The 25,889-nt window shown below is 53.4% G+C and carries 22 protein-coding genes; 7 read left to right on the top strand and 15 right to left on the bottom strand.

The window, feature by feature from the left end; all coding sequences use genetic code 11:
• Window positions 1–13: 13 nt before the first annotated feature.
• The 6 genes from ABDW36_RS06685 to ABDW36_RS06660 all read right to left on the bottom strand — a co-directional run bounded on the left by ABDW36_RS06685 (window position 14) and on the right by ABDW36_RS06660 (window position 5,568).
• Window positions 14–745, bottom strand: a complete 732-nt coding sequence (locus ABDW36_RS06685) for a ThuA domain-containing protein (protein ID WP_343701102.1) — start codon at window positions 743–745, stop codon at window positions 14–16.
• Window positions 746–748: 3 nt separating this feature from the next.
• Entirely contained in the window at window positions 749–1,471 is a 723-nt protein-coding gene (locus ABDW36_RS06680; RefSeq protein WP_343701101.1) for a DUF1080 domain-containing protein, read from the bottom strand.
• Between the two features lie 15 nt (window positions 1,472–1,486).
• Complete coding sequence (locus ABDW36_RS06675) at window positions 1,487–1,888, bottom strand: c-type cytochrome (protein ID WP_343701100.1); 402 nt, start codon at window positions 1,886–1,888, stop codon at window positions 1,487–1,489.
• A gap of 52 nt (window positions 1,889–1,940) precedes the next feature.
• A complete protein-coding gene (locus tag ABDW36_RS06670) occupies window positions 1,941–2,993 on the bottom strand; it encodes a sugar phosphate isomerase/epimerase (protein ID WP_343701099.1) in 1,053 nt (350 codons plus the stop codon).
• Between the two features lie 158 nt (window positions 2,994–3,151).
• Window positions 3,152–4,315, bottom strand: a complete 1,164-nt coding sequence (locus ABDW36_RS06665) for a Gfo/Idh/MocA family oxidoreductase (protein WP_343701098.1) — start codon at window positions 4,313–4,315, stop codon at window positions 3,152–3,154.
• 17 nt (window positions 4,316–4,332) lie between these two features.
• Window positions 4,333–5,568, bottom strand: a complete 1,236-nt coding sequence (locus ABDW36_RS06660) for an MFS transporter (protein WP_343701097.1) — start codon at window positions 5,566–5,568, stop codon at window positions 4,333–4,335.
• Between the two features lie 421 nt (window positions 5,569–5,989).
• On the opposite strand from ABDW36_RS06660, the gene secA reads away from it, so the two are divergent.
• From secA to ABDW36_RS06640, 4 genes are all read left to right on the top strand, one after another.
• Window positions 5,990–9,322 (top strand): preprotein translocase subunit SecA, encoded by a 3,333-nt coding sequence (gene secA, locus ABDW36_RS06655; RefSeq protein WP_343701096.1) that lies wholly within the window; start codon window positions 5,990–5,992, stop codon window positions 9,320–9,322.
• A gap of 84 nt (window positions 9,323–9,406) precedes the next feature.
• Window positions 9,407–10,075, top strand: coding sequence for a deoxyribose-phosphate aldolase (deoC, locus tag ABDW36_RS06650; RefSeq protein ID WP_343701095.1), 669 nt, complete (start codon window positions 9,407–9,409; stop codon window positions 10,073–10,075).
• 17 nt (window positions 10,076–10,092) lie between these two features.
• On the top strand, window positions 10,093–10,521 hold the full coding sequence (locus ABDW36_RS06645; protein ID WP_343701094.1) for an SPOR domain-containing protein: 429 nt from the start codon (window positions 10,093–10,095) through the stop codon (window positions 10,519–10,521).
• The gene (locus tag ABDW36_RS06640) at window positions 10,518–11,693 is read left to right on the top strand and encodes a M20 family metallopeptidase (protein WP_343701093.1); all 1,176 of its coding nucleotides are present in this window, start codon (window positions 10,518–10,520) and stop codon (window positions 11,691–11,693) included. The genes ABDW36_RS06645 and ABDW36_RS06640 overlap by 4 nt, the downstream gene beginning before the upstream one ends.
• A gap of 58 nt (window positions 11,694–11,751) precedes the next feature.
• Here the strand turns inward: ABDW36_RS06640 and ABDW36_RS06635 are convergent, their stop codons facing one another.
• The 4 genes from ABDW36_RS06635 to ABDW36_RS06620 are packed head-to-tail and all read right to left on the bottom strand — an operon-like array spanning window position 11,752 to window position 14,633.
• Window positions 11,752–12,528, bottom strand: a complete 777-nt coding sequence (locus tag ABDW36_RS06635; RefSeq protein WP_343701092.1) for a hypothetical protein — start codon at window positions 12,526–12,528, stop codon at window positions 11,752–11,754.
• An 18-nt stretch (window positions 12,529–12,546) separates the two neighbouring features.
• Window positions 12,547–12,924 carry a GntR family transcriptional regulator gene (locus ABDW36_RS06630; protein WP_343701091.1) on the bottom strand — a complete coding sequence of 126 codons (378 nt, stop codon included), beginning with the start codon at window positions 12,922–12,924 and terminating at the stop codon, window positions 12,547–12,549.
• A 10-nt stretch (window positions 12,925–12,934) separates the two neighbouring features.
• Window positions 12,935–13,786 (bottom strand): hypothetical protein, encoded by an 852-nt coding sequence (locus tag ABDW36_RS06625; RefSeq protein ID WP_343701090.1) that lies wholly within the window; start codon window positions 13,784–13,786, stop codon window positions 12,935–12,937.
• 10 nt (window positions 13,787–13,796) lie between these two features.
• Complete coding sequence (locus ABDW36_RS06620; RefSeq protein WP_343701089.1) at window positions 13,797–14,633, bottom strand: ABC transporter ATP-binding protein; 837 nt, start codon at window positions 14,631–14,633, stop codon at window positions 13,797–13,799.
• Between the two features lie 549 nt (window positions 14,634–15,182).
• On the opposite strand from ABDW36_RS06620, the gene ABDW36_RS06615 reads away from it, so the two are divergent.
• Window positions 15,183–17,531, top strand: coding sequence for a PDZ domain-containing protein (locus ABDW36_RS06615; RefSeq protein ID WP_343701088.1), 2,349 nt, complete (start codon window positions 15,183–15,185; stop codon window positions 17,529–17,531).
• Window positions 17,532–17,589: 58 nt separating this feature from the next.
• Here ABDW36_RS06615 and glyA read toward each other — a convergent pair whose 3' ends face one another.
• Window positions 17,590–18,870, bottom strand: a complete 1,281-nt coding sequence (gene glyA, locus ABDW36_RS06610; protein WP_343701087.1) for a serine hydroxymethyltransferase — start codon at window positions 18,868–18,870, stop codon at window positions 17,590–17,592.
• Between the two features lie 220 nt (window positions 18,871–19,090).
• Between glyA and ABDW36_RS06605 the strand changes: the two genes are divergently transcribed.
• On the top strand, window positions 19,091–20,083 hold the full coding sequence (locus ABDW36_RS06605; RefSeq protein WP_343701086.1) for a sugar phosphate nucleotidyltransferase: 993 nt from the start codon (window positions 19,091–19,093) through the stop codon (window positions 20,081–20,083).
• A gap of 15 nt (window positions 20,084–20,098) precedes the next feature.
• A complete protein-coding gene (locus tag ABDW36_RS06600) occupies window positions 20,099–21,055 on the top strand; it encodes a nitronate monooxygenase (RefSeq protein WP_343701085.1) in 957 nt (318 codons plus the stop codon).
• Between the two features lie 82 nt (window positions 21,056–21,137).
• Here the strand turns inward: ABDW36_RS06600 and ABDW36_RS06595 are convergent, their stop codons facing one another.
• The 4 genes from ABDW36_RS06595 to ABDW36_RS06580 all read right to left on the bottom strand — a co-directional run bounded on the left by ABDW36_RS06595 (window position 21,138) and on the right by ABDW36_RS06580 (window position 25,520).
• Window positions 21,138–22,439, bottom strand: coding sequence for an ABC transporter permease (locus ABDW36_RS06595; RefSeq protein ID WP_343701084.1), 1,302 nt, complete (start codon window positions 22,437–22,439; stop codon window positions 21,138–21,140).
• 30 nt (window positions 22,440–22,469) lie between these two features.
• On the bottom strand, window positions 22,470–23,381 hold the full coding sequence (locus ABDW36_RS06590; protein WP_343701083.1) for an ABC transporter ATP-binding protein: 912 nt from the start codon (window positions 23,379–23,381) through the stop codon (window positions 22,470–22,472).
• Window positions 23,382–23,459: 78 nt separating this feature from the next.
• Window positions 23,460–25,028 (bottom strand): FAD-dependent protein, encoded by a 1,569-nt coding sequence (locus ABDW36_RS06585; protein ID WP_343701082.1) that lies wholly within the window; start codon window positions 25,026–25,028, stop codon window positions 23,460–23,462.
• A gap of 108 nt (window positions 25,029–25,136) precedes the next feature.
• A complete protein-coding gene (locus ABDW36_RS06580) occupies window positions 25,137–25,520 on the bottom strand; it encodes a DUF3127 domain-containing protein (protein ID WP_343701081.1) in 384 nt (127 codons plus the stop codon).
• Window positions 25,521–25,889: the final 369 nt, after the last annotated feature.

The raw sequence follows: 25,889 nt of genomic DNA, 5'->3' as shown, positions 1-25,889 counted from the left end.
CCGGGTGGCTGAATCATTTCTTTTTACGGGTTACATATTCAATTCCTCCCAGCACATGTTTCAGGAATGCTTCTTCCTTGTAGGATTCTTTGGTATGGCCCAGCTCCGTGTAAAATGTACGGCCGCCGTCAAACTCGCGGTACCAGCTCATGGGGTGGTCTTCCCCGTTTTTGCCGCCCTCATAAGTTTTCTCATCAATCTTGATCAGTACGTTGAGGCCGGGCACTATGCTTTTGAAATTGTACCATTCATCCCGCCGTACCCAGGTATCGTCAAGATGCCTCGTAGCCGGGTGCTGGCGGTTTACCACATGCAAGGTAGCCGTTTGCTGTTTGGGATGGCTGAGGAAATACGCGCCTACCAGCTGGTTGTACCAGGGCCAGTCATATTCTGTATCAGTAGCCGCATGCACGCCTATGTAACCACCACCCTTGCGGATATATGATTCCATGGCGGCCTGCTGCGCATCGTTCAGCACATTGCCGGTAGTGTTGAGGAACATCACGGCCTTGTAGCGTTGCAGGTTCTTTTCTGTGAACAGGCCGGCATCTTCCGTGGTATCTACCTCAAAGCCGTTTTCCGCGCCCATCTTGAGCATGGCCAGTTTGGCATCGGGTATGCAATCATGCCGGAAGCCGGCCGTTTTGGAAAACACCAGCAGGCGGGGCTTCGCTTTTTTGAAAGCGGAGCCGGCCACTGCTATCAGCAGCCCTGCCAGCAGCAGGAGGTATTTATGCCTTGTCATAGTTTAGAGTTCGCGGATCTTGATATTCCGGTACCATACTTTGTCACCGTGGTCTTGCAGGGCAATGTGGCCTTTGGCATACGCGCCGAAACCTTCCCAGGTCTTGAACTTGCTTTTGCCTACCAGCTCTTTCCACTGCGCGCTGCCCATGGTCACTTCAGCGGTTTTGTGGCCGTTGAAGATGAGGGTGAGCTTGCCGTCTTTTTTGATGATCTTGGCCTTGTTCCACTCGCCTACCGGTTTTGCGTAGCGGGCAGGTGAGGCTATCAGGTCATACAGGTCACCGGAGTTGTGTTTGTGGATCTTTCCGTCTGCATGTTTATCGTCGTCCAGCACCTGCATTTCAGGGCCGGTAGCATAGGTGGCCTTGAACTTCGGATCTTCATGCACGCCGAAGATGATGCCACTGTTGCCGCCTTCGGATATTTTCCATTCCAGCTCCAGCTCATAGTTTTCATACTCGCCGTCTGTAATGAGATCACCGCCGGAAGCGCCGGCCTTTTTGGCATCGGTATCCAGGAAAAGCGCGCCGTCCTGCACCTTCCAGGCGCCGGGGGTTTCTTTTTTCAGGTAACCGCGCCACCCTGCGGTGGAAGTGCCGTCAAACAGCAGTTTCCAGCCGGCCTTTTTCTCTTTTTTGCTGAGAGTGGGGCCGCTCTGGGCGTATGTGGCTGCTGAACCTGCAAGCAGGGCTACCAGCAGCGCGGAGGATAGTATCTTTTTCATAAATGATGTTTAGCGCTATTTAACCGTGAGGATGTATTTCACCATTTCCTTGGCATCATCATGAGAAATGCCGGAGTGCGGCGCCATGGGCACTTCGCCCCAGTTGCCGGAGCCACCCTTGATGATCTTGTCTGCCAGGGTGTTGATATTTTCATCCGTGTTGGGATATTTTGCCGCAATTTCCTTGAAGGAAGGGCCTATCACCTTTTCAGTTTCCTTGTGACAGGTAGCGCAATCCTGCGCAGCCATCAGCTCCTTGCCTTTACCTTCCACGCTTTGCACCATGGAGTTGTCAGCCGCAGGCGCTACGGTTTCTTCCGCCTTTTTTTCTTCTGCTTTCTTTTCACTGCCGCCCCCGCACGCTGCCAGGAACATTGCCAGGCTGAGGCAAGCCGGCATCCATATGTTTTTCTTCATCTTTATTTGGTTGTTTGTTATAATTGAGAAAATCGTTTTAGCATTATACATTTCACAAACCTAACACTCTTTTATTTAAGTTTTCATCCGTTCCTGTATTTGCGAAATCGTCAAACGCTTTTTCGGTTACGCGGATGATATGTTCCTTAATAAAAGGCGCGCCTTCGCGGGCGCCGTCTTCGGGGTGCTTCATACAGCATTCCCATTCCATTACCGCCCATCCGGCAAAGCCGTACTGTGTCAATTTACTGAAAACGGCCTTAAAATCCACCTGCCCGTCTCCCAGGGAGCGGAACCTGCCGGGCCTGTCTATCCAGCCCTGGTACCCGCCGTACACGCCGGAGCGGCCGGTGGGGTTAAATTCCGCGTCTTTTACGTGGAACATTTTTATTTTTTCATGGTAGATATCGATGTAAGCCAGGTAGTCGAGGCACTGCAGCACAAAATGGCTGGGATCGTACAGGAGGCAGGCGCGGCTATGGTTGCCGGTGGCAGCCAGGAACTGCTCGTAGCTGATGCCGTCGTGCAGGTCCTCTCCGGGGTGTATCTCGTAGCAGAGGTCTACGCCGTGCGCATCCATCTCGTTGAGAATAGGCAGCCAGCGTGCGGCCAGCTCCTTGAAGCCTGTTTCCACCAGGCCTGCGGGGCGCTGCGGCCAGGGGTATACGGTGTGCCAGAGCAGCGCGCCGCTGAAGGTGGCCAGGGCGTTGAGGCCCAGGTTGGCGCTGGCTTTAGCGGCGTATTTCAATTGCTGCACGGCCCATTCGGTACGGGCTTTGGCGTTGCCGTGCACCGCTTTGGGCGCAAAGCCGTCAAACAGCTCGTTGTAAGCCGGATGTACGGCCACCAGTTGTCCCTGCAGGTGGGTAGACAATTCCGTGATCTGCATGCCGGCGCTTTCCACAATCCCTTTGATCTCGTCTGCGTAGGTCTTGCTTTCGGCGGCTTTCTGCAGGTCTATCACGCGGCTGTCCCACGTGGGTATCTGCACACCTTTAAAACCGAGACCGGCAGACCATTTACAGATGCTTTCCAGGGTATTGAAAGGCGCTTTATCGTCAAGGAACTGCGCCAGGAAAATACCGGGTCCTTTGATAGTTTTCATCTGTTAGTTTTATTTTTTTTCGGGCCATATGGAACCTCGCATTCCATCATGCCCGGTTTCATATGTGCTCTTTCCTTATGATCGATGAACCAAGATCAGTGCTTTCCCGCAGGGCGCCGCTGATCTGTCTCTTGTTGGGACCTGATCTTGCTCAGTTCCTAGATTTCGAACTTTGTCCATTTGGCTTCGCTGGCGGAAGACTTCACCACGTTGTCTATGAAAGCCATACCGCGGATACCGTCGTCTACGCCCGGAAAGTCCAGCATGGCGTTGGTGGGCTGCTGCCCGTCTATTTTCGCCTGCAGGGTGAGCGCAAAGTTGCGGTACAGGTTGCCGAACGCCTCCAGGTACCCTTCAGGGTGACCGCCGGGGGTGCGGCAATTATGCGTGGCAAAGGCATCCAGGTGCGGGTTGCCGGCGCCGGCACGGAGAATTTCCGTGGGTTTTTCCAGCCACTTTACCAGCAGCGTGTTGGGCTCATGCTGCGCCCATTCCAAGCCGCCTTTTTCGCCATACACGCGTATTTTCAGTGCGTTCTCTTCACCGGCAGCTACCTGGGAGGCCATGAGCACACCGGCAGCGCCGCCGTCAAAGCGGAGCAGTACGGCGCCGTCATCGTCCAGCGCGCGGCCCTCTACCATGATGTTCAGATCGGCACACAATTTATCGATTTTTTGTCCTGAAATATATTCTGCCAGGTTTGCAGCATGGGTACCAATATCTCCCATGCAGCCGCTCTTACCGGAACGCTTGGGGTCTGTACGCCAGGCGGCCTGGGCATTGCCTTCGCGCTCGCTCATTTTGCTGAGCCAGCCTTGCGGGTACTCTACCCACACCTTGCGTATTTTGCCCAGCAGGCCGTTCTTCACCATCTGGCGGGCCTGTTTTACCATGGGGTAGCCGGTGTAAGTATGCGTCAGCAGCAGGGTGAGGCCGGTTTGCTCCACTTTTGCCTTCAGCTGTTTGGCTTCGTCAAGCGTAAAGGTGATGGGCTTTTCGATCACTACGTGAAAACCTTTGTCCAGCGCCATCATGGCAGGCTCAAAGTGAGCGAAGTTAGGCGTCACGATGGTGACGAAGTCCAGCCGCTTGTCTGCCGGCATGGCCGCTTCTTTTTCGAGCATGGTCTTGAAGTCGAGGTAGATGCGGTCTTCATCTAGGAAGAGGGAGCGCCCTGAATCTTTCGCAATGTCAGGGTTGATGCTCAAAGCGCCGGCCTTCAGCTCAATGAGGCCGTCCATATTAGCGGCGATGCGGTGAATGGCGCCAATGAAAGCGTCTTTCCCCCCGCCGATCATTCCCATTCTGAGTTTCCTGTTCATATGTTTCACGTATGATTTTATGCGGTTTGTAATGTTTGTTTTCTTTTGCCTTTCATATAGAAAAAGAGGCCGCCGAACGCAACAATGAGGACCATGGGGATCACCAGTGTTACGTTAATGATCTCCGGGCCGGCTACGGCCTGCGCCTGCGAAAAGGCGGTGGCCTCCGCAGTGCCCGCGGCGGCGGAGCGGTATGCATCCAGCGAAGCGCCTGCCGGCAGGTTTTTCGCAATAATATTGTCATAAAACCCGCCCATGAAAATGGTGTAGAGCGATACGGCAAACATGCCCGCGCCGCCCATCAGGTTCATGCCCAGGGCGCCTGACTCCGGGATGTTCTCCGATACAAAACCCAGCATGGTAGGCCAGAAATAGGTGATGCCCATGCCGAATATGATAGCGGCCACAAACAGCATGCTGCCGCTTACGCTGCCCATCAGGTAGAGGCCCAGGGCGGAAAGCATGGCAGAGGCCAGCAGAACGCCGGCGGGAGACATGCGGTGTACAATAGGCCCGGCCATTGCGCGGCCCAGCACCTGCACCCCGGCGGTAAGCGCCAGGATGAGAATACCGTAGCTGGTCACGTTCTTCAATAATATATCTACCCACTGGTTGGTGAACAGCTCTGTAATAGCCGTGCCGAACATGCAGATGAACATAAATATAAAAAGCGGGCTGCCGATGGAGCGGTACATCTGGCTGGTAGATACCCCTGCCGCCACACGTTCCGTAACGGGGAAGTCCAGCTTCAGGAAGAGGTACCCGTAAATGAGCGTGGGAATGATCATGGTAGCCACCTGCACCTGCCAGCCCAGGCCAATTTCATTAAAGAGGAACACCAGCAAAGTACCCACTACGATGCCGCCGGGGAACCAGAGGTGGAAGTGGTTGAGTTTGGTGGTTTTATTGTCGGGGAAAATGGTGGCCACCAGCGGGTTACAGGCGGCTTCCACCGTTCCGTTGGCCATGCCTATGAACAGGGTGGAGATGAACAGCGGCCAGAAGCCGGATGAAAAATAAGGCGTGCTCACGGTGAGCACAATACCCAGCAGATGCAGTACAAAAGCCGCTACCAGCAAACGCTTCATACCAATAACATCCACAATGAACCCTCCTATTACTACTGCCAGCGGAAAGCCCCAGAAGGCCGTACCTGTTATAATGGCCAGCTCCTGGCCGCTGAGATGGAACTCTACTCCCAGCTGCCCGAGAATACCGGCGCGGATGCCGAATGATAGTGATGTAACAAGCAAGGCAAGACAACTTGCAACGAAAAGACTCCCAGGCCGTATCTGCTTCATAGACGTGTTTTGTACAAAATTCAACAGCTAGTTTAAAACGTTTAAATTTATAAAAAGTATTTACACATTGTTATCTTTTTATCCCAGATAACCCCGGATTATTGAACAAATTAACAATCCGTTTCCGGAAAGAGCGGGAAATTAAACTTTTTTTGATCAACGGTTGTAACTGCTTTCCCTTAAATTTTCATTAAAACCCTCCCTAGTCCGCTATTTTCAATGTTTTCACCTAAAAATTCCTAATTTTACGAGCCTTCGGAAACAGGCCCCGGCCTGACACCTTGGCACAACCTCCCGGCCGGGCGCAATATTTGACTATATAGAAGAACGGCCGCAGAGGTTACTTTTATCTTACGAAATCGAAAATTTTAACATGCTAGGTTTTTTAACAAAGCTTTTTGGAGGAAACAAGTCTGATCGTGACATCAAGCTGATTCTCCCCATTGTGAAGCAGATTAATGAGGAGTATGAAAAACTGTCTTCCCTGCCTATAGACGACCTGCGCCGTAAAACGCAGGATTTCCGTGCACGTATACAATCACACCTGGCAGACATTGACCGGCAGCTGAGCGATAAAAAAGCAGCCGCCGAAACTGAAGAAGATGTAAACACCAAAGACCTCACCTACCGCGAAATAGACAAACTCACCAAAGACCGCGATAAAAAAATTGAAGAAATACTGCAGGAGCTGTTGCCTGAGGCATTTGCCGTTGTGAAGGAAACCGCCCGCAGGCTGAAAGAAAACAGCAGTATCACTGCCACCGCCACGGAACTGGACCGGCAGCTGGCCGTTACACGCCAGTACATCCGCATTGAGGGTGACAAAGTGACCTGGGCCAACTCCTGGGATGCCAACGGCACGCCCGTAACCTGGAACATGGTGCACTATGACGTTCAGCTCATTGGCGGTAGCGTGCTGCACCAGGGCAAGATTGCCGAGATGGCCACGGGTGAAGGTAAAACGCTGGTATCTACGCTGCCCGCCTACCTCAACGCACTGGCCGGTGAAGGCGTGCACATCGTAACCGTGAATGACTACCTGGCAAAACGTGACTCTGAATGGAACGGCCCCCTGTTTGAGTTCCTGGGCCTTACGGTAGACTGTATAGACAAACACATGCCCAACTCCGCGGAGCGCCGCGCCGCCTACCAGGCAGATATCACCTACGGTACCAATAACGAGTTCGGGTTTGACTACCTGCGTGATAACATGGTACACAGCCCTGAGGAAATGGTGCAGCGCAAACACCATTTTGCCATGGTGGATGAGGTGGATAGCGTGCTGATTGACGATGCGCGTACCCCGCTCATCATTTCCGGCCCCATTCCCCGCGGGGACGAGCAGGAGTTCCATGCGCTGAAACCGCGCATCCAGCGCCTGGTGGAAGAACAAAGAAAAGTGGTGAACGGCTACCTGCAGGAAGCCAAAAGGCTGATAGCAGAAGGGAAAGACGATCCCAAAACCGGCGGCCTGGCCCTGATGCGGGCGCACCGCGGTTTGCCGAAGAACAGCGCCACTATTAAATATTTAAGTGAGCCCGGCATCAAGGTGCTGCAGCAAAAAGCGGAAAACTACTACATAGCCGACCAGCAGCGCGAAATGCCGAAAGTAGACGAAGGGCTGTATTTCCATATTGAAGAAAAGAACAACAGCGTGGAGCTGACGGAGAAAGGCATTGCCCTGATCACCGGCGCCGGCGAAGATCCTAACTTCTTCCTCATGCCGGACGTAGGCTCCGAAATTGCGGAACTGGAAAAGCTGGACCTCACCGCCGAAGAGAAACTGGCGCGGAAAGACCAGCTGCTGCAAGACTTCGCTATCAAATCAGAACGCATCCACTCCGTGCAGCAGCTGCTGAAAGCCTATACCCTCTTTGACAAAGACGTGGAATACGTAGTGATGGACGGCAAGGTGAAGATCGTAGACGAGCAGACCGGCCGTATCCTGGACGGGCGCCGTTATTCAGACGGTTTGCATCAGGCCATTGAAGCCAAGGAGAACGTGAAGGTGGAAGCCGCCACGCAAACATTTGCCACCATCACCCTCCAGAACTATTTCAGGATGTACCACAAGCTGGCCGGTATGACCGGTACGGCCACCACGGAAGCCGGCGAGTTCTGGGAGATCTATAAACTGGACGTGGTGAGCATCCCCACCAACCTGCCCGTAACCCGTAAAGACGCGGAAGACCTGGTATACAAAACCAAGCGAGATAAATACAAGGCAGTTATTGAAGAGATCAAAACGCTGAAGGCCGCAGGCCGCCCCGTGCTGGTAGGTACCACCTCCGTGGAGGTATCCGAGCTGCTGGGCAAAATGCTCACCTTCGAAAAGATACCCCACAACGTACTCAACGCCAAGCAGCACGCCCGTGAAGCACAGATCGTTGCGGAAGCAGGCCTGCCCGGCGCAGTGACCATTGCCACCAACATGGCCGGCCGTGGTACGGACATCAAGCTGGGCCCCGGTGTGAAAGAAGCCGGCGGTCTGGCCATCATCGGTACGGAACGCCATGAAAGCCGCCGTGTAGACCGCCAGCTGCGCGGCCGTGCCGGCCGCCAGGGAGACCCCGGCAGCTCCCAGTTCTTTGTGTCCCTCGAAGACGACCTGATGCGCATGTTCGGTTCAGACCGTATTGCCGCGCTGATGGACCGTATGGGCTATAAGGAAGGAGAAGTGATCCAGCACAGCATGATCACCCGCTCCATTGAAAGAGCGCAGAAAAAAGTGGAAGAGAATAACTTCGGCATCCGTAAACGCCTGCTGGAATATGATGACGTGATGAACAAGCAGCGTACCGTGATCTATGCCAAACGCAACCACGCCCTCTTCGGCGAGCGCCTGGCCATTGATACGGACAATGCCTTCTACGAAGTAGCAGAGAACATTGTGACCACCCACCGTGAAAGCGGGGATTATGAAGCCTTCAAGCTGGACGTGATCATGAACTTTGCGGTAGACACCGCTATTTCCGAAGAAGAGCTGCAGAAAGGGCAGCCCAATGAAATTGCTGAGAAACTGTATGGGGAGGCCGTGGCCAACTACCACCGCAGAACGGCAGAGCTGATCAGCGGCACCCTGCCGGTGATCAAGCAGATCCACAAGGAGCAAGGCCACCACATCGAAAATATTTCCATTCCCTTTACAGACGGGCGCAAAGGCATCAATGTACTGGCCCCGCTGAAAAAAGTAGTGGAAACCGAAGGCAAGGAAACCGTGGCCGCCCTGGAGCGCAGCATCACCCTGGCCCTGATAGATGAGGCCTGGAAGGAGCACCTCCGGGCCATGGACGACCTGAAGCAGTCTGTACAAAGCGCCGTATACGAACAGAAAGACCCGCTGCTGATCTATAAATTCGAAGCGTTTGAGCTGTTCAAACAAATGAGCGCAGATACCAGCAAGGAAATTGTTTCCTTCCTCTGCAAATCAGGCATTCCCAGCCAGCAAAGCGATGACAGCAGCGCCGCGCCCATTACCGAAGGCCGTGAAGAAAAAACGGACATGAGCCGCATGCGCGCCTCCCACCAGGAGTTCGAGAACGGTGGCGGCGGCAGGCCCGGCCCGCAGCAGCGGGAAGAGTATGCGCCGGCTGAAGAGCCACACCGCCCTGAGCCGGTACGCGTAGGCCCCAAAGTAGGCCGTAACGACCCCTGCCCCTGCGGCAGCGGCAAGAAGTTCAAAAACTGTCATGGTAAAGACGTGTAATAACCATATTTGAACAATACAAAAAACGGAGTTACACGGCCCGCCCGGCGTAACTCCGTTTTGCTTTCAGCATAAACCTCCGCTATGGACCTGAACCGCTACATTGATCATACCATACTCAAACCCCTTACCACCCTGGAGGATATCAAAAAACTCTGCATGGAGGCCGTTGAGTATGATTTTGCCGCCGTTTGCGTGCCCCCTCCCTTCGTGAAAATTGCCAGGACATTTGTAGGCAGCACCACTACCAAAGTGGCCACCGTAACCGGCTTCCCCTTCGGGTACTCCGCCATTGAGGCCAAAGTGGCCGAAACAGTGCTGGCTATTATTGATGAGGCGGATGAGCTGGATATGGTTGCCAACCTGCTGGCCATCCGCAACGGAGACTGGGCTTACCTCGAAAAAGAAATAGCCACCATAATGCCCCTGATACGTAATAAACAGCGGTCTGTCAAAGTGATCATTGAAAGTGGCATATTATTGGAGGATGAGATCATCAGGTGCTGCGAGCTGTATGCCCGGTACGGGGTGGACTTTGTCAAAACTTCCACCGGTTACGCGGAAAAAGGGGCCAGCGTGGAAGCCGTAGCGCTAATGCGCCAACATCTTCCCGCCGGTATTCATATCAAGGCTTCCGGCGGAGTTCGTACCTTTGCCTTTGCGCAGCAGCTGATCGATGCAGGCGCCACCCGCATCGGCACCAGCGCAGGCGTGGCCCTGATGAAAGAAGCGGCCCAGGCCCATAAAAACTGAAAACTAACTATTTATATATGATGTTAAGAACAGGCTGTTTATTGATCGTATTGCTTTCCGCGGCGGGCATGCTGCGGGCACAGGACAACACCGGCACCGCAGGAGGCGTGAAAGTAGTGAAAGACAGCCGGATAGACATCCTCATCAAAAAACAGATCTATATCAACACCCTGGCCATCCGCAACCAGCCCGGCTTCAGGGTGCAGATACTCACCACCAACAAACGCAATGAGGCCAATGACGCCAAGGCAAAAGCCATGCAGCTGTTCCCGGAGTACCGTACTTACCTGGACTGGGAAGCGCCTTATTTCAAAGTGCGGGTAGGCGATTTTAAAACCAGGCCGGAGGCCACAGAGCTGCGCGAAAAATTGTCTGGCCAGTTCAGCGGGGGCGTGTTTGTAGTGCCCACCATCATCAACGTATCACCGGAAAAAGAATTAGAATGAAGGAGCGGATCAAATCCCTGGCCAAAACCTATGCACCTGACCTGATAGCCTGCAGAAGACATTTACACTCCCACCCGGAGCTTTCTTTCCAGGAATATGAAACATCAAAGTTCATCCAGTCAAAGCTGGGCGAATACGGTATTCCCTACACGGCAGGTGTGGCGGGAACCGGCGTGGTAGCCCTTATCAAGGGCAGAAACCCTGAAAAGAAAGTGATTGCCCTGCGGGCGGATATAGACGCCCTGCCTATAGAGGAAGCCAACAATGTGCCTTACAAATCACAAACTCCCGGCGTTATGCACGCCTGCGGGCACGATGTGCATACCACTGTAATATTGGGCGCCGCCCGTATTTTACAGGAGCTGCGCAACGAATTTGAGGGCACCGTCAAAATATTGTTCCAGCCGGGAGAAGAAAAACACCCCGGCGGCGCCAGCCTGATGATCAAAGACGGCGCGCTGGAAAACCCGAAACCAGATGCCATCCTGGGCCTGCACGTGCTGCCCACCATGGAAACCGGCAAGCTGGGCTTCAGGGCCGGCCAGTACATGGCCAGCGCGGATGAAATTTATATCACCGTAAAAAGCAAAGGCGGGCACGCCGCAGCGCCTCACCTCACGGCAGATACCATACTCATTGCGTCTAACCTGGTGGTGAGCCTGCAGCAGATCGTCAGCCGCAACAACAACCCCTTCTCCCCGTCTGTGCTCAGCATTTGCGCTTTCAACGGCGGTTTCACCACCAACGTGATACCCAGTGAAGTGAAGCTGATGGGCACTTTCAGGGCTATGGACGAAACCTGGCGCTTCAGGGCGCATGAGCTGATCCGCAAGCAGAGCACGGAACTGGTGCGGGCCATGGGCGCGGAAATAGATATAGACATACTGGTGGGCTACCCCATGGTATACAACAACGAAGCCGTTACTGCCACCGCCCGCTCGCTGGCGGAAGACTATATGGGCAAAGACAATGTGGAAGACACGGAGCTGCGCATGGGCGCCGAAGACTTTGCCTTCTATTCACAGGTGATACCCGCCTGCTTCTTCAGGCTCGGCACCGGCAACAAGGCCCGCGGCATTACCCACGGCGTGCATACCCCTCTCTTTGATGTAGACGAAAGCGCCCTGGAAATAGGCAGCGGCACCATGGCTTACCTGGCTACGCAATTCTGAAAAATATAAACCGTTCCGATAGACATCGGAACGGTTGTTACATCTTTTGAGACTAGAATTATTGTGTTATCGATATCTTCTTCCCGCTTTCCATTTCAAATGGTACCAGTGGCTGCATCAATGATGCCCTGCCGGAGAGGGTAATGTTGCTGAGGCTATCTACCTTCCCTGGTTTCAATGCGCGGATGGTATAAGGTTGTTTGATCACCAGCTCGCTGGCAGACTGCATGTTGTATACCAGTGAATCTATTTGCGCACTTAGCAGCTCCAGCTTGGAACCGGTTTCCATGTTTAATTGCAGCAGGGGTACATGGAAGGCAAAAGCGGAAAACTCCCCCTCCTGGCCGGCATTCACCTCCAGCGGCGTGTTCTGCCGGAAAGACTCCATTACCACTCTGCCTGCAGCGCCGGTTATAGACACTATTTCAGGTGCATAAATAGTAACTCCTCCACGCCACCAGTGATCCCTGTCATTAAAGTTTTCCAACCTGTACCGGATAAAAAGTGTATCTCCTATGTATGCATACTTCAGGATTTTCTCCCGGTTAGAATTTACCTCGAGGCGGAAACCTCCGGGCCCGCCCACGATCATTCCCAAACGCTCCGTGCTACCCATCGGTTTCTCAAGGTTGCCGATCTTGTATATTACCCGCCCGTCAAACACTACATGGCGGAAGGGTTTCAGCTCGTGTACAACTGGTTTTTCGTTTTTGATCACTATACGTTTGCTGATGTTGCCTTTTACAATCTGGTCTTTGGCCAGGAGAAAGAACACCACCAGCAACAGGGGCATAAAAACAAAGAAGGCGATCAACAATTTATTACTTGCTTTCATAAGTAAACATCTTTTTGGTTAGTGGATTTTTGCATGTTGCTGCTTGTATTTTTCGTACCGTGTTTTCAGCTCGTCCAGCTCAATACCCAACAGGTACATTTTCCGGAAAAACTGCGGCAGCTCTTCCTGCAGGAATTGCTCCCGGCGCAGGGCAGTAATTTTTTTCACCGCATCTTCGGAAACAAAATATCCCATTCCCCGGCGGGTATAGATCACACCTTGCTGCTGCAGGTGCTCATAAGAACGCATCACGGTGTTGGGGTTCACTTCCAGTGTTACCGCCAGATCTCGTACGGAAGGCACCTTGGCATCCGGCAGCCAGCGGCGCAGCTGCACCTGGTCACACACGTAATCTGCTATTTGCAGGTAAATGGCCTGCGTATTATTGAATTCCATTTGTCAAGTTTTAAAGCTGCTGCTCACGTAATTTGAGCAAGGTGATGAACCAGAGGAAAAAGGGCACCGCAATAAGCACAACGAGCATGATGGAAAATGCGGGTTGGGGCAGTTCTACTTTGTAGTACTCCCAATCCACTTTGCCTTCTATTTCCGTATTCGCCATGAGTAATGTGTTAACATATGGTGTTGCACCATCATACATGAAATGTCTGATCTTCGTGGCCCCCAGCTTTTGAGACACTGCCTCTACGTTGGCCGGCTGCGTTCTGCCTATGATCTTTCTTCCAAGGAAGCTGCTAAAGGCCTGCATGCCTATAATAATCAGGCAAATCATCACGGCGCTTTTTACGAACGTCTGTTTCCTGAACCAGATGGCGCCCAGTAATACGAAAGATTGTAGATAGAAATAAATCACCAGGAGGCCCGGCGTGTACTCGTCATTGAGCATGTAGAGAGCATTTGGATTCCCCAGCCAATAAATGTCCAGGTAATTAATCACCTTGAGACAGGCAATACAAATAATAGTATACACCAGCGGGTACACCACCAGTGTGAGCACCACTGCCAGCACCATTTTCTCCAGCGCGGATACCGGCAGCATAAGCGCTTGTGCGCGCTGGCTTCTTTCCGCATACTGTTTAAAAACGGTGGTAGTAAACACTGCGGAAGAAAGCACCAGACCAACCAGGTACACGGCCTGCTGTGTTTTGAAATTCAGCTCACGGTCTGTGATCAGGAAAAACAGCATAAACGCCAGCAACATACCAGCCAGCGCGGCCATGCCCAGCAGGTACAACCTGCGGTTGGCCGCCAGCTGCAGTTTGAAAAGATTAATGAAACGGGAAAATGAAAATTGCATACAAAAAAATTTACCGGGTAAACAGGGGAAGTATCTTTTCTTTTTCAACCATCACCGCGTTGAAGAACATTTCCATATCCAGGCGGGAATGCTCCTCTCTGCGGTTAACAGCTACTACGGCGTATCCTTTCAAGGCGCCTTCGCTGTAAAGGGGCGCTTCCGTTTCTTCAAGGCTCATGACCTGGCGGAAGGAGAGCTTTTCAGTAATACGGGTAACCGGTTCTTTGAGAATGATGCGGCCGCTTTCAAGTATCAGCACCTCATCTATCAGGCTGTCCAGGTCTTTTACCTGGTGAGTGCTGATGATCATGCACTGGTCTTCCCGCAGGCAGCCGGCAATCACCTTGCGGAACTGGCGTTTGGAGGGGATGTCCAGCCCGTTGGTAGGCTCGTCCATGATCAGCACGCGGGCAGTAGTGGCAAGGGCAAAGCTGATGAGCACTTTTTTCTGCTGCCCGTGGCTGAGGGCATGCAGCTGCTGGTGGCGGGGCACTTCAAACACGCCCAGGTGCCTGTCAAAAGCCGCGCGGTCAAAGCCGGGGTAGAACGGTGCGTTCAGGCGTACATACTGGTCTATGTCTACGTCCGGCAGGTGAAAGGCCTCTGGCAGCAGGTAAATCTGCTGCAGAAAGGCGGGCTGCCGTTTGGCGGGGTTGAAGCCCATTACCTGGCAGTGGCCGGCCTGGGGGTACAGCAGGCCGCAGATGTTGTACAGCAGGCTGCTTTTGCCGGCGCCGTTTTTTCCCAACAGGCCGTAAATACGTCCCGGCGCAAAGCTGAGCTGCAGGCTGCTCAGCACCGGGTGGCCTTTTCGGTAGGAAAATGTGAGATCTTGAAGGGATATCATGCGTTGCAATTTTTAGATCAACATAGTGTACTAGTTAAATAGTACACTACAAATGTAGATCGATTTTTCGAATTTCCAAATTGCGGGCGATTTTTTTTATTGGGGTAAAGCAAGATAACCAAGGCCCCCGCTTCTCATGTTTTAAGCTTGCCAAAGCCGCTTTTTTCACACAATGCATTCATGCTACCGGCACAGGTTGTTATCCGCTTGTTCAGGCTAAAACCCGTCTTATATGTAGCTCCCTGATTACCAGCAGCCATTTTGGCCAACCTACTGACATCCTGCTGCCATCCTTCGGTGATCCTTCGGTGGTGTTCGGTAGCAGTACGGGTTTGAGGGTGTTTAACCGAAGGTTGACCGAAGGATCACCGAAGGATGACCGAAGCATTCAGGGAAATAACGGAAGCGGTTCCACTCAAACATGTTTGCGAATAATGAAGCGTGTCAAAGGCGGATTCCTGCCTAAATCATTGTCATCCATTCATTCAGACTCATTTTTTGCGTAATAAATATCACCCTGTACCGGAAGAAGCCCTTATTTTCACAATTATGTTGAAATGGCTTTCTCTTTATTGTATACTGGCAACGCTGCCCGCAATGGCCCAAACCCGGCGCATCTACGTATCCCCGCAGGGAAATGACGCCAATCCCGGCACACGGCAGCAGCCGGTGGCAGGGTTGCACCGCGCGCAGCAGCTCTGGCGGGCTGATAACAGTCCAAACGTGATGGTAGTACTGGCAGGCGGCACTTATTACCTGGACAGCACACTGGTGCTCACCCCGGAAGATAATAACAGCATGGACCGCGTGCTTTTCATTATGGGCGCTGTTGGCCAGCAGGCCGTGCTCAGCGGCGCCAGGCCGCTGCAGCCAAAATGGGAGCACTGGCAGCAGGGCATTTTCAGGGCGCGGGTGCCGGAGCATGTAAAAAGCATGGACCGCCTGTTCGTGAACGGCAGGCAGCAGGTGCTGGCCCGCTATCCCGATTACGACTCCACTGCCCGCTTTTACCATGGCACAGCTGAAGATGCCATTTCACCCAACCGCATCAAACGGTGGAAAAAGCCGGAAGGCGCCATTGTGCATGCACTGCACCGCGCGGAGTGGGGCGGCTATCATTACCGCATTACAGGTGTGAATGACAAGGGAGAAGCCGTGCTGGAAGGCGGCTGGCAAAATAACCGGCAAATGGGCCTGCACCCGAAATACCGCTTCGTGGAAAATGTGCTGGAAGAGCTGGACGCGCCGCATGAATGGTATTTTGATCCCGCGCAGCACCAGTTATACTATAAACCTGCGCCCGGCACACCGCCGCCCGCAACCATCGCTTACGCCGGACTGAAAGAACTGGTGGTGATCAAAGGCCGGCCCGGTGAACCCGTGAGGCAGGTGATGCTGAACAACCTGCAGTTTGCACAAAACGCCCGCAGCTTTATGCTGACAAAGGAGCCGCTGCTGCGGAGCGACTGGACGATCTACCGCGGCGGCGCCCTGCTGATAGACAACGCGGAACATTGTTACGTAGGCAATTGCTTTTTCAATGAGGTAGGCGGCAATGCCATATTCGTCAACAACTACAACAAAAATGTGAACATAGACAGCTGCCGCATCTACAAAGCCGGCGCCAGCGGCATTGCGTTTGTGGGCAGCCCCTCCGCCGTGCGTTCTCCCGCTTTTGAGTACAACCAGTTCGTGCCCTACCACCAGATGGACTATACGAAAGGGCCCAAAACAGAAGAATACCCGCGGGAATGTGATGCCAGGGACAACCTCATTCAATATACCGGCGAAGTAGAAAAACAGTCTGCCGGCGTGCAGATATCCATGGCCCAGCACATTACCGTAGAGCACAACACCATCCATAACGTGCCGCGGGCGGGCATCAACATCAGCGAAGGCACCTGGGGCGGCCACATGATAGGGTATAACGATGTATACAACACCGTGCTGGAAACCGGAGACCATGGGGCTTTCAACTCCTGGGGGAGAGACCGCTTCTGGCACCCTGACAGGCGGGTGATGGACAGCGCCACCGCCAACAACCCCGAGCTGGCCCTGCTTGACGCCGTGCAGCCCACCGTGATCTACAACAACCGCTTCCGCTGTGACCATGGCTGGGATATTGACCTGGACGACGGCTCCGGCAACTACCGCATTTACAACAACGTATGCCTCAACGGCGGCCTGAAGCTCCGCGAAGGTTTTTTCAGGACGGTGGAAAACAATATCATGATCAACAACTCCTTCCACCCCCATGTATGGTTCAAAAACAGCGGGGACGTGTTCCGCCACAATATTGTTACCACCGCCTACAAACCCATACACGTGCCGGTTTGGGGCAAGGAAACCGATTACAACCTCTTCCCTGATGAGGCCGCGTTGAAAGCCGCGCAGGCCAACGGCACAGACGCTCACTCCCTGGCCGGCGACCCGCAGTTTGAAAATTTTGCAACGGGAGATTACCGTGTAAAACCCCGCAGCAAGGCGCTGGCCGTAGGTTTCAAAAACTTCGGCATGCGCTTCGGCACCCGCATTGCCCGCTTAAAAGCGCTGGCCGCGCCGGTGCCGCTGCCGGCGCAGCTGTTTTCACAACAGGGAGGCAGCGGCGCTTCCATCAAATGGAAAGGCGCTACGGCAAAAAATGTTGAAGGCCTGGGCGAACGCTCTGCTACCGGCCTGCCAGACGAGAAGGGCGCATATTTTGTACAGGTGCCGGAAGGCAGCGAGGCTTACAAAGCCGGCCTGAGAACGGGAGACGTGGTGATAAAGATTGCGGGCACGCCGGTTAACAACATCAAAGATTTTGTTTCATTGTACCAGGAGCATGCCTGGAAGCAGTCTGTTTCCGTGGTTGTATTCCGCAACCAGCAGCAGCAGGAACTGCAGGTGAGCAAGTAAATGACAAAGGGCTGATCGAACAAACGATCAGCCCTTTGTACAACATCATCATATTTTCTTAACCCAGCTCAGGGTAGAGCGGGAACTGTTTCATAAACTCGTTCACTTCGCCGCGTACTTTTTTGATCAGGCCTTCATTGTCGGCATCCAGCAGCAGCTTGTCTATCCACTCCACTATCTGCGGCATGTGCTCTTCTTTCATGCCACGGGTGGTAACGGCGGGCACGCCCACGCGTATACCGGAGGTGATGAAGGGAGATTTATCGTCAAACGGCACCATGTTCTTGTTGGCGGTGATGTCTGCCGTTACCAGCACCTGTTCCGCTTTTTTACCGCTGATGTTCTTGTTGCGCAGGTCTATCAGCAGCAGGTGGTTATCTGTACCGCCTGAAACGATCTGGTAGTTTTTCTCCATGAACGCACGGGCCATGGCCTGGGCGTTGCGGATCATCTGGCGGGCATAAGCGTCGTATTCATCAGAGAGCACCTCGAAGAAAGATACTGCCTTGGCGGCAATTACGTGCTCCAGCGGGCCGCCCTGTATGCCGGGGAAAACGGCGGTATCCAGCAGGGAGCTCATCATGCGTATTTCACCTTTGGGGGTTTTGAGGCCGAAGGGGTTCTCAAAATCCTGTCCCATCATGATCATGCCGCCGCGGGGACCGCGGAGGGTTTTGTGGGTGGTGGTGGTTACGAAGTGGCAGTGCGCAAAGGGAGAGTTCAGCAGCCCTTTCGCAATGAGGCCCGCGGGGTGGGCAATATCTGCCAGCACAAAAGCGCCTACTTTATCTGCAATTTCGCGGATGCGTTTATAGTCCCAGTCGCGGCTGTAAGCAGAAGCGCCGCAAACGATCAGTTTCGGCTTTTCCTGCAGGGCCACTTCCTCCATTTTGTCGTATTCCACCAGGCCGGTCTCTTTGTTCACACCGTAGAAGAAGGGCTGGTACAGCTTGCCGGAGAAGTTGACGGCAGAGCCGTGGGTAAGGTGGCCGCCCATGCTCAGGTCAAGGCCCAGTATTTTATCACCCGGCTGAAGAATGGCCAGCATTACTGCGGCATTGGCCTGTGCGCCGGAGTGCGGCTGTACGTTGGCGTAAACGGCCCCGAACATCTGCCTGGCGCGGTCAATGGCCAGTTGCTCGCTCAGGTCTACCACCTCGCAACCGCCATAGTAGCGGCGGCCGGGGTACCCTTCCGCGTATTTATTGGTCATTACATTGCCCATGGCCTGCATAACCTGAAGGCTGGTGAAGTTCTCCGAAGCTATCAGCTCAATGCCATGGCGCTGCCTTTCCAGTTCCTGGCCAATGATATCAAATATCTGCTGGTCTCTTTGCATGGTGAAGGAAAATTTAAGACGCAAAATTAATCATCTTCTTATTAATTATAAACTAGGAATTGATGAAAAGAGGACTCCGGCTATATAGGTCAAATTCTTAATATAAGTAGGTTTATCTGATTTCCTAATCGGTTATTAATAATTGATTCCGTAATTTGCCCGCAAATAGTAATGAGACAACGGTTTATTCGCAGCAGTGAACCACATCTAAACCCGGTACATGAAGGCAATTATTCCAGTGGCGGGCGCCGGCACCAAACTGCGCCCCCATACATATACGCAGCCCAAGGCATTGATCCCGCTGGCGGGCCGCACCATTCTCAGCATCATTGTAGACCAGCTGGTGGAAGCCGGCATCCGTGAATTTGTATTTGTAGTAGGCTACCTGGGTGAAAAGATCCAGCATTATGTAGAAAAGAAGTACCCTGACCTTACCATGCACTTTGTACAGCAAAACGTGCGGGAAGGCACCGGCCATGCCATTCTGCTCACGCGGGAGGTGGTGCAGAACGATGAAGTGCTGATAGTGCTGGGCGATACCATTGTAGAATGTGACTTCAAGGAAGTGATCAACTTCCCCCATTCCCTGCTGGGTGTTAAAAAGGTGGATGACCCGCGCAACTTCGGCGTGGCGGAGATCAATGAGAACAACACCATTACACGGGTAGTGGAAAAACCCCAGATACCCAAATCCAACCTGGCGCTGGTGGGCATGTACAAGATCAGGGAAACGGAGCAGATGTACCAATGCCTGCAAGACAACATTGAGCGGCAGCTGCGCTCTCATGACGAGTTTCAGCTTACAGATGCGCTGGAGTGCATGATAGAGCACGGCGTGCAGTTCAACGCCTTCAAGGTGAGCAACTGGTTTGACTGCGGCCGGAAAGATACCCTGCTGGAAACCAACGCCACCCTGCTTAAAAAATACAAGGCGGCCACCAACCCGGTGCTGCCGTATGAAAATACCATCATCATTCCCCCCGTCAGCATCGGAGAAGGCTGCAATATCAAAAACAGCATCATAGGCCCCAACGTGGCCATCGGAGACAATACGGTGGTGAGCTATTCCATCGTGAAAGATTCCATTATCGGCTCTTTCAGCAACCTGTACGAAGTGGTGCTGAAATCTTCCCTCATAGGCAGCGATGCCAATATCCGCGGGCTGAGCCAGAGCCTCAACATCGGGGATAATACGGAGATCGATCTTGGCTAACCAATCATACAACACATGGCCGCATTCAGCAACAGCATCACCAGGCTTTTCTCAACAGACTATCCCATTGTGCAGGCCGGCATGGTATGGGCCAGCGGCTGGCGCCTGGCCAGCGCGGTGAGCAATGCCGGCGGTCTGGGGCTGATCGGCTCCGGCAGCATGTACCCGGAAGTGCTGCGCGAGCATATCCGAAAATGCAAACAGGCCACCACCCGCTCCTTTGGCGTAAACGTGCCCCTGCTCTACCCTGATATAGACAAGCATATGCAAGTGATACTGGACGAAGGCGTGCGCATTGTGTTCACCTCCGCAGGCAACCCTAAAACGTGGACGCCGCTGCTCAAGCAGCACGGCATTACCGTGGTGCATGTAGTGTCCAGCTCAAAATTTGCCGTCAAGAGCCAGGAGGCCGGCGTAGATGCGGTGGTAGCCGAAGGTTTTGAGGCCGGCGGCCACAACGGCCGCGAAGAAACCACCACCATGGTGCTTACTCCCGCCGTGGCAAACGCCGTCAGCATTCCCGTAATAGCAGCCGGCGGCATAGGCTCCGGCAGGGCCATGGCAGCGGCTTTTGCATTGGGCGCAGAGGGCGTGCAGGTAGGCAGCCGCTTTGTGGCTACGCCTGAAGCCTCGTCACACATCAACTTCAAGGAGGCCGTAGTGAAAGCCGGAGAGGGAGACACACTGCTGTCTCTCAAACAATTGACGCCGGTACGTTTGCTCAGGAATGCGTTCTTTGACGAAGTGCGGCGCGCGGAACTGTCCGGCGCAGGCACAGAAGCCCTGGCCGCGCTGCTGGGCCGCGGCAGGGCCAAACGCGGCATGTTTGAAGGCAACCTGGAGGAAGGGGAGCTGGAAATAGGCCAGGTGAGCGCGCTCATTCGTGACATTCAGCCCGCGGCAGACGTGCTGCAACATATCTGGGAAGAGTTCAACACCGTACGCAAAAGGCTGGCGGAAGCCGGCGCGTAAGCATGAAACAGGCCCTGAAAAACAAAAAGGCCCCGGTTGCCCGGAGCCCTGTTGTCCCGAATATCTGTTTTAACTGTTCTTCTCAATTCTTCCTGCCCAGCCACTTCACCACTTCTTTCATCGTCACCTTTTTGCCGTACAGCAAAATGCCCGTGCGGTAAATTTTGGCAGCCACCCAGGTAGTGCCGATAAAACCGGCTATCAGGCATATCACCGACAACGCCAGCTGCCAGTAGGGCACCGTACCGGGTACCCCGTAGGGGATGCGCGCCATCATGACCACAGGTGACGAGAAGGGGATAATGCTGCCCCACACCGCCAGCTGCCCGTTGGGATTGCGCACGGCGGCAAACATGATAAAGATGGAAATGATCACCGGCAGGGTGATAGGGAAAGTAAGCGATTGCGCATCATTAGGGTCTTCATTCACCAGGCTGCCCACCGCTGCAAACAACGCCGCGTAGAAAAGGTACCCGCCCAGGAAATAGAAGAGGAAACTGGCAATGATCAGCGGCCAGTTGGCGCTTTCCACTACAAAGGTAACCTGCTGCATGGCTTTCATGGCTGCCTCATTCTGCCCGCCCGCCATGCCGTTGCCGGCAGCGGCGTTCATGGTTTCAGGGCTGAGGAACAGGCCCATCAGGGAGTAGAGGCCAATGATGAGCACCAGCCATATCAGGAACTGCGTAAGTCCTACGCCGGCTATGCCTACTATTTTTCCCATCATCAATTGAAAAGGTTTCACGGTAGACACCATCACCTCCGCCACGCGGTTCATCTTTTCTTCCATGACGCCCCGCATCACCGTGGTGCCGAATATCAGCAGGATGATGTACACCAGGAAAGCCGCGCCATAACCAATGCCATAGGCCAGGCCCGCGCTGCCTTTCTTTTCCTCCTTGCCGGTAAGGTTCATGATATCTACATCTGCGCGGATGCCTTCCAGTTTGGCCTTGTCTATACCGGCCAGCTCCATGCGCTTGTCTTCCAGCACGCTCTCCAGCCTGCGCTCCATATTGGTTTTCAGCATCACGTTCATCTGGCCCTTGCTGTAATAGATCACGCTGGGCGGACGGTTGATGTCCATAGCCGGGATGTGCAGCACGCCGGTATAGCCCAGTTGCTGGTACGTATTTTTGAGCGTATCTATCCGGGCATCAATAAATTTATAATGCACGCCACCATCATCTGCCAGCTTGCCTTCAAATATTTTGCTCTCGTCTACCACGGCCACCTTTTCATCGTCTCCTCCCATCATCACAAAAACGGGAATGAGCATCATGGCCACAAACATCAGGGGTAACAGCAGGGTGATGATGATAAAGGATTTTTTCCTCACCCTGGTGAGGTATTCTCTTTTTATGATGATCCAGATCTTGTTCATTGTTCAGAATTTGTTGAGATAATAGGAATGTTAAACAGCTGCCTGCGCTACCTGGGTAATAAATACCTCATGAATGGTGGGGAGTATTTCCCTGAATGCGTTCACCTGTATGTCATGATGAATAAAGTGACGGAGGATGTCGTTCGTCTGGCTGTATTCGTTCAGCTTGACGGTGTAAGCCTTTTCGTGCTGCTGGATGATGGTGAAATGGTGGGTGGCCATCTGCGCGGGGTTGGGCTGCTGCTCCAGCGATATATAAAATAGGTGCTGCTTGAAATCCTGCTTGATCTGTTTCACCGGCCCGTCCAGCACCTTGCGGCCTTTGTTCACCAGCACAATGTGGTCGCATATCTCCTCTACCTGTTCCATGCGGTGCGTGGAGAAAATAATGGTGGTGCCGTTGCGGGCCATGTCGAATATTTCGTTCTGGATCAGCTGGGAATTGATGGGGTCAAGGCCGGAGAAGGGCTCGTCCAGTATCAGCAGCTTGGGGTGGTGCATTACGGTGGAAATGAACTGTACTTTCTGCTGCATGCCTTTGCTCAGCTCTTCTACTTTTTTGCCGGCCCAGGAGGATATCTCGAACTTGTTGAACCAATAATCTATTTTCTCCTCCGCGTCTTTCCGGCTGAGGCCTTTGAGCTGCGCCAGGTAGAGGGCCTGCTCTCCCACTCTCATTTTTTTGTACAGCCCGCGTTCTTCCGGCATGTAGCCAATGTACTGTACGTCATTCTGCGGGTCAAAAGCTCTGCCGTCAAAGATGATGTTGCCTGCATCAGGATAAAAGATGCCGGTGATCATGCGCAGCAGGGTGGTTTTTCCTGCGCCGTTGGGGCCAAGCAGGCCGAAAATACTTCCTTTGGGGATGGAGAAGCTGATATCGTCTACCGCTTTATGGGTAGCGTAGTGCTTTTTCAGATGCTGAAGTTCCAGTACGTTCATGGCGGCAAATTACCCATTTGAGATATTGCGGCCAAGGAATTTATGATTGATTTTCGTAATAATACACCAACGCGCAGATTAGCGGTACAAACCGGTTTTAGCTGCAATGGCTTCAGCCACCCGCTCTCCGTCCATAGCGGCAGACACAATGCCGCCTGCATAACCGGCGCCTTCCCCGCAGGGGTAAAGGCCCCTGAGCTGCGGGTGCTCCAGTGTATCTGCGTGGCGGGGAATGCGCACCGGGGAGGAGGTGCGGGATTCTGTGGCCACCAGTATGGCGTTCTCCGTATAATAGCCTTTTATTTTTTTGCCGAAAGCCTTGAAGGCGTCCCGCAGGCGGGAATGTACAGCGCCGGGCAGCACCTGCCGCAGGTCTGTGCTTTTTACGCCGGGAATGTAAGAACAGTCCGGCAAAGAGGCAGACACTTTGCCGTTCACAAAATCCGTCATGCGTTGTGCCGGCGCCACAAATTTTCCGCCCCCTGCCTCAAACGCCGCACGCTCTACCGCCTGCTGGTAATACATGGCCGCCAGCGGGCCTTCTTTTGCAAAGGGCGCAAAGTCAGTTTCATCTACTGTTACTACCATGCCGGAGTTGGCGTAGGGATTGTTGCGTTTGGAGGGAGACCAGCCGTTCACTACCAGCTCACCGGGCGCCGTGGCGGCCGGGGCTATGATGCCGCCGGGACACATACAGAAAGAGAACACGCCGCGGCCCTGCACCTGCTCTACCAGGCTGTAGCTGGCGGGCGGCAGGTGCTCGTCTCTGAAAGGGCTGTGGTACTGCGCACTGTCTATCAGCGCCTGGGGGTGCTCTACGCGCACGCCCAGGGCAAAAGGCTTGGCCTCTATCAGCACCTGCTGGCGGTGCAGCATGGTGAAGATATCTCTCGCGGAGTGGCCGGTAGCCAATATGACAGCTACGCCCTGCCAGCTTTCGCCATCCGCCGTTTTCACGCCTGTTACCTGGCTGCCCTGTAGCAGCAGGGCTGTTACCTTTTGTTCGAAATGCACTTCTCCGCCGCAGTCTTCAATCTGCCCGCGCATGGCGGTGATGATATGCGGCAGCTTGTTGGTGCCTATGTGGGGATGAGCGTCTGTAATAATGTTCTCTTCAGCGCCAAACTGCTGGAAGATGTGAAGAATACGGTTGATGCTGCCGCGCTTGTTGGAGCGCGTGTACAGCTTGCCGTCTGAATAGGTGCCGGCGCCGCCTTCTCCAAAGCAGTAATTAGATTCAGGATTGACCTCTCCGGTTTTATTAAGCGCCGCCAGGTCTCGCCGGCGGGCCCGTACATCCTTGCCCCTCTCCAGCACTACTGGCTTGTAACCCAGCTCTGCCAGGCGCAGCGCGGCAAAGAGGCCCGCAGGGCCGGCGCCTATCACTATTACGCGTGGCGCGTTGGCGGCAAGCCGCTTGTAGTGGAACTGTGGGGATGTTCTTTCCTGGAAAGGCTCGTTCACAAACACCTGCAGCGTCAGTACAAAATATACTTGCCGCGAGCGGGCGTCTATAGAGCGTTTGAGCAGGTTGTAGCCGGTAATGGCGCCGGGCTTCACACCCAGGGCGGCGGCGGCCTGCCGTGTAATATGCTGGTGATGGGCAGCCTCACGGGGAGGCAGCTTGAGAGAGAGCTGGTGTATCATGCGCGGTTAGGTATTTATCCTAAAACTGGCCACAAAGATAGTATAAATGCAGCAAGGGGATACCGCTTGTACGGTATCCCCTTTGCCTCATATTTTGACGGGTATTTATCAGAACGGCAGATCGTCCCCGCTGTTGCCTGAAGAAGGGGCTTCCTGGGAAGTGTTGTAATCCGGCATGCGGTCAGCGCCCGGTTGGGCCTGCATCATACTTTCCATGCGCCAGGCGTCCAGGTTGGTGATGTAATTCACCTTGCCGTCTTTCTCCCAGCGGGTGCCTTTTATATTAAAATAAACTTTAACCATTTCTCCTTCATTGTGACGGTCCACAATGGTAGTGCGATCTTGTACGGACTGGAACTTGATATAGTTGGTGATGACCCGGCCATTGATATCGTCTGTTTTCTCAATCACAAACTCCCGGGTTTTAAAAGACTCACTGCGTTGAACGGTGTTATACTTCACTACCAGCTTTCCGGTAATTTCAAAACTCATAAAAACAAATTTAAAATTTCAATTGCGCCAAAGATAAGTTTTTCAGTGTAGGATTGCTTAATTACTTTTGCACAAGTTATTCTACTTTTTTAGCGAACAACACCATACATTTGCACGGAATTTGAGAATAACAGAAAAGCAGTATCCAAAAAAGTGAGATGTCTACAGCCAACTAAATACCCGCTGGACCATACCTCTACAACCAGATTTATAAGCAATGGTATTTTACCTGTTAAGCTGGGTTTTTGATGTAAACCAGTAAACAGTTTGACAAAATACCTGTTAATCATGCTTGTACGGTTTAACACTTTTCATTGTGGTGGAATTGCTGGCTAAACGGGTGTTTTAGCCGAAAAAACTTGAATAAAC

It is taken from the genome of Chitinophaga sp., from assembly GCF_039596455.1.
In the GTDB taxonomy this organism is placed as follows: Bacteria; Bacteroidota; Bacteroidia; order Chitinophagales; family Chitinophagaceae; genus Chitinophaga.
The sequence above is the reverse complement of the archived record's forward strand: the minus strand, read 5'-3'. Positions and strand labels throughout refer to the sequence as shown.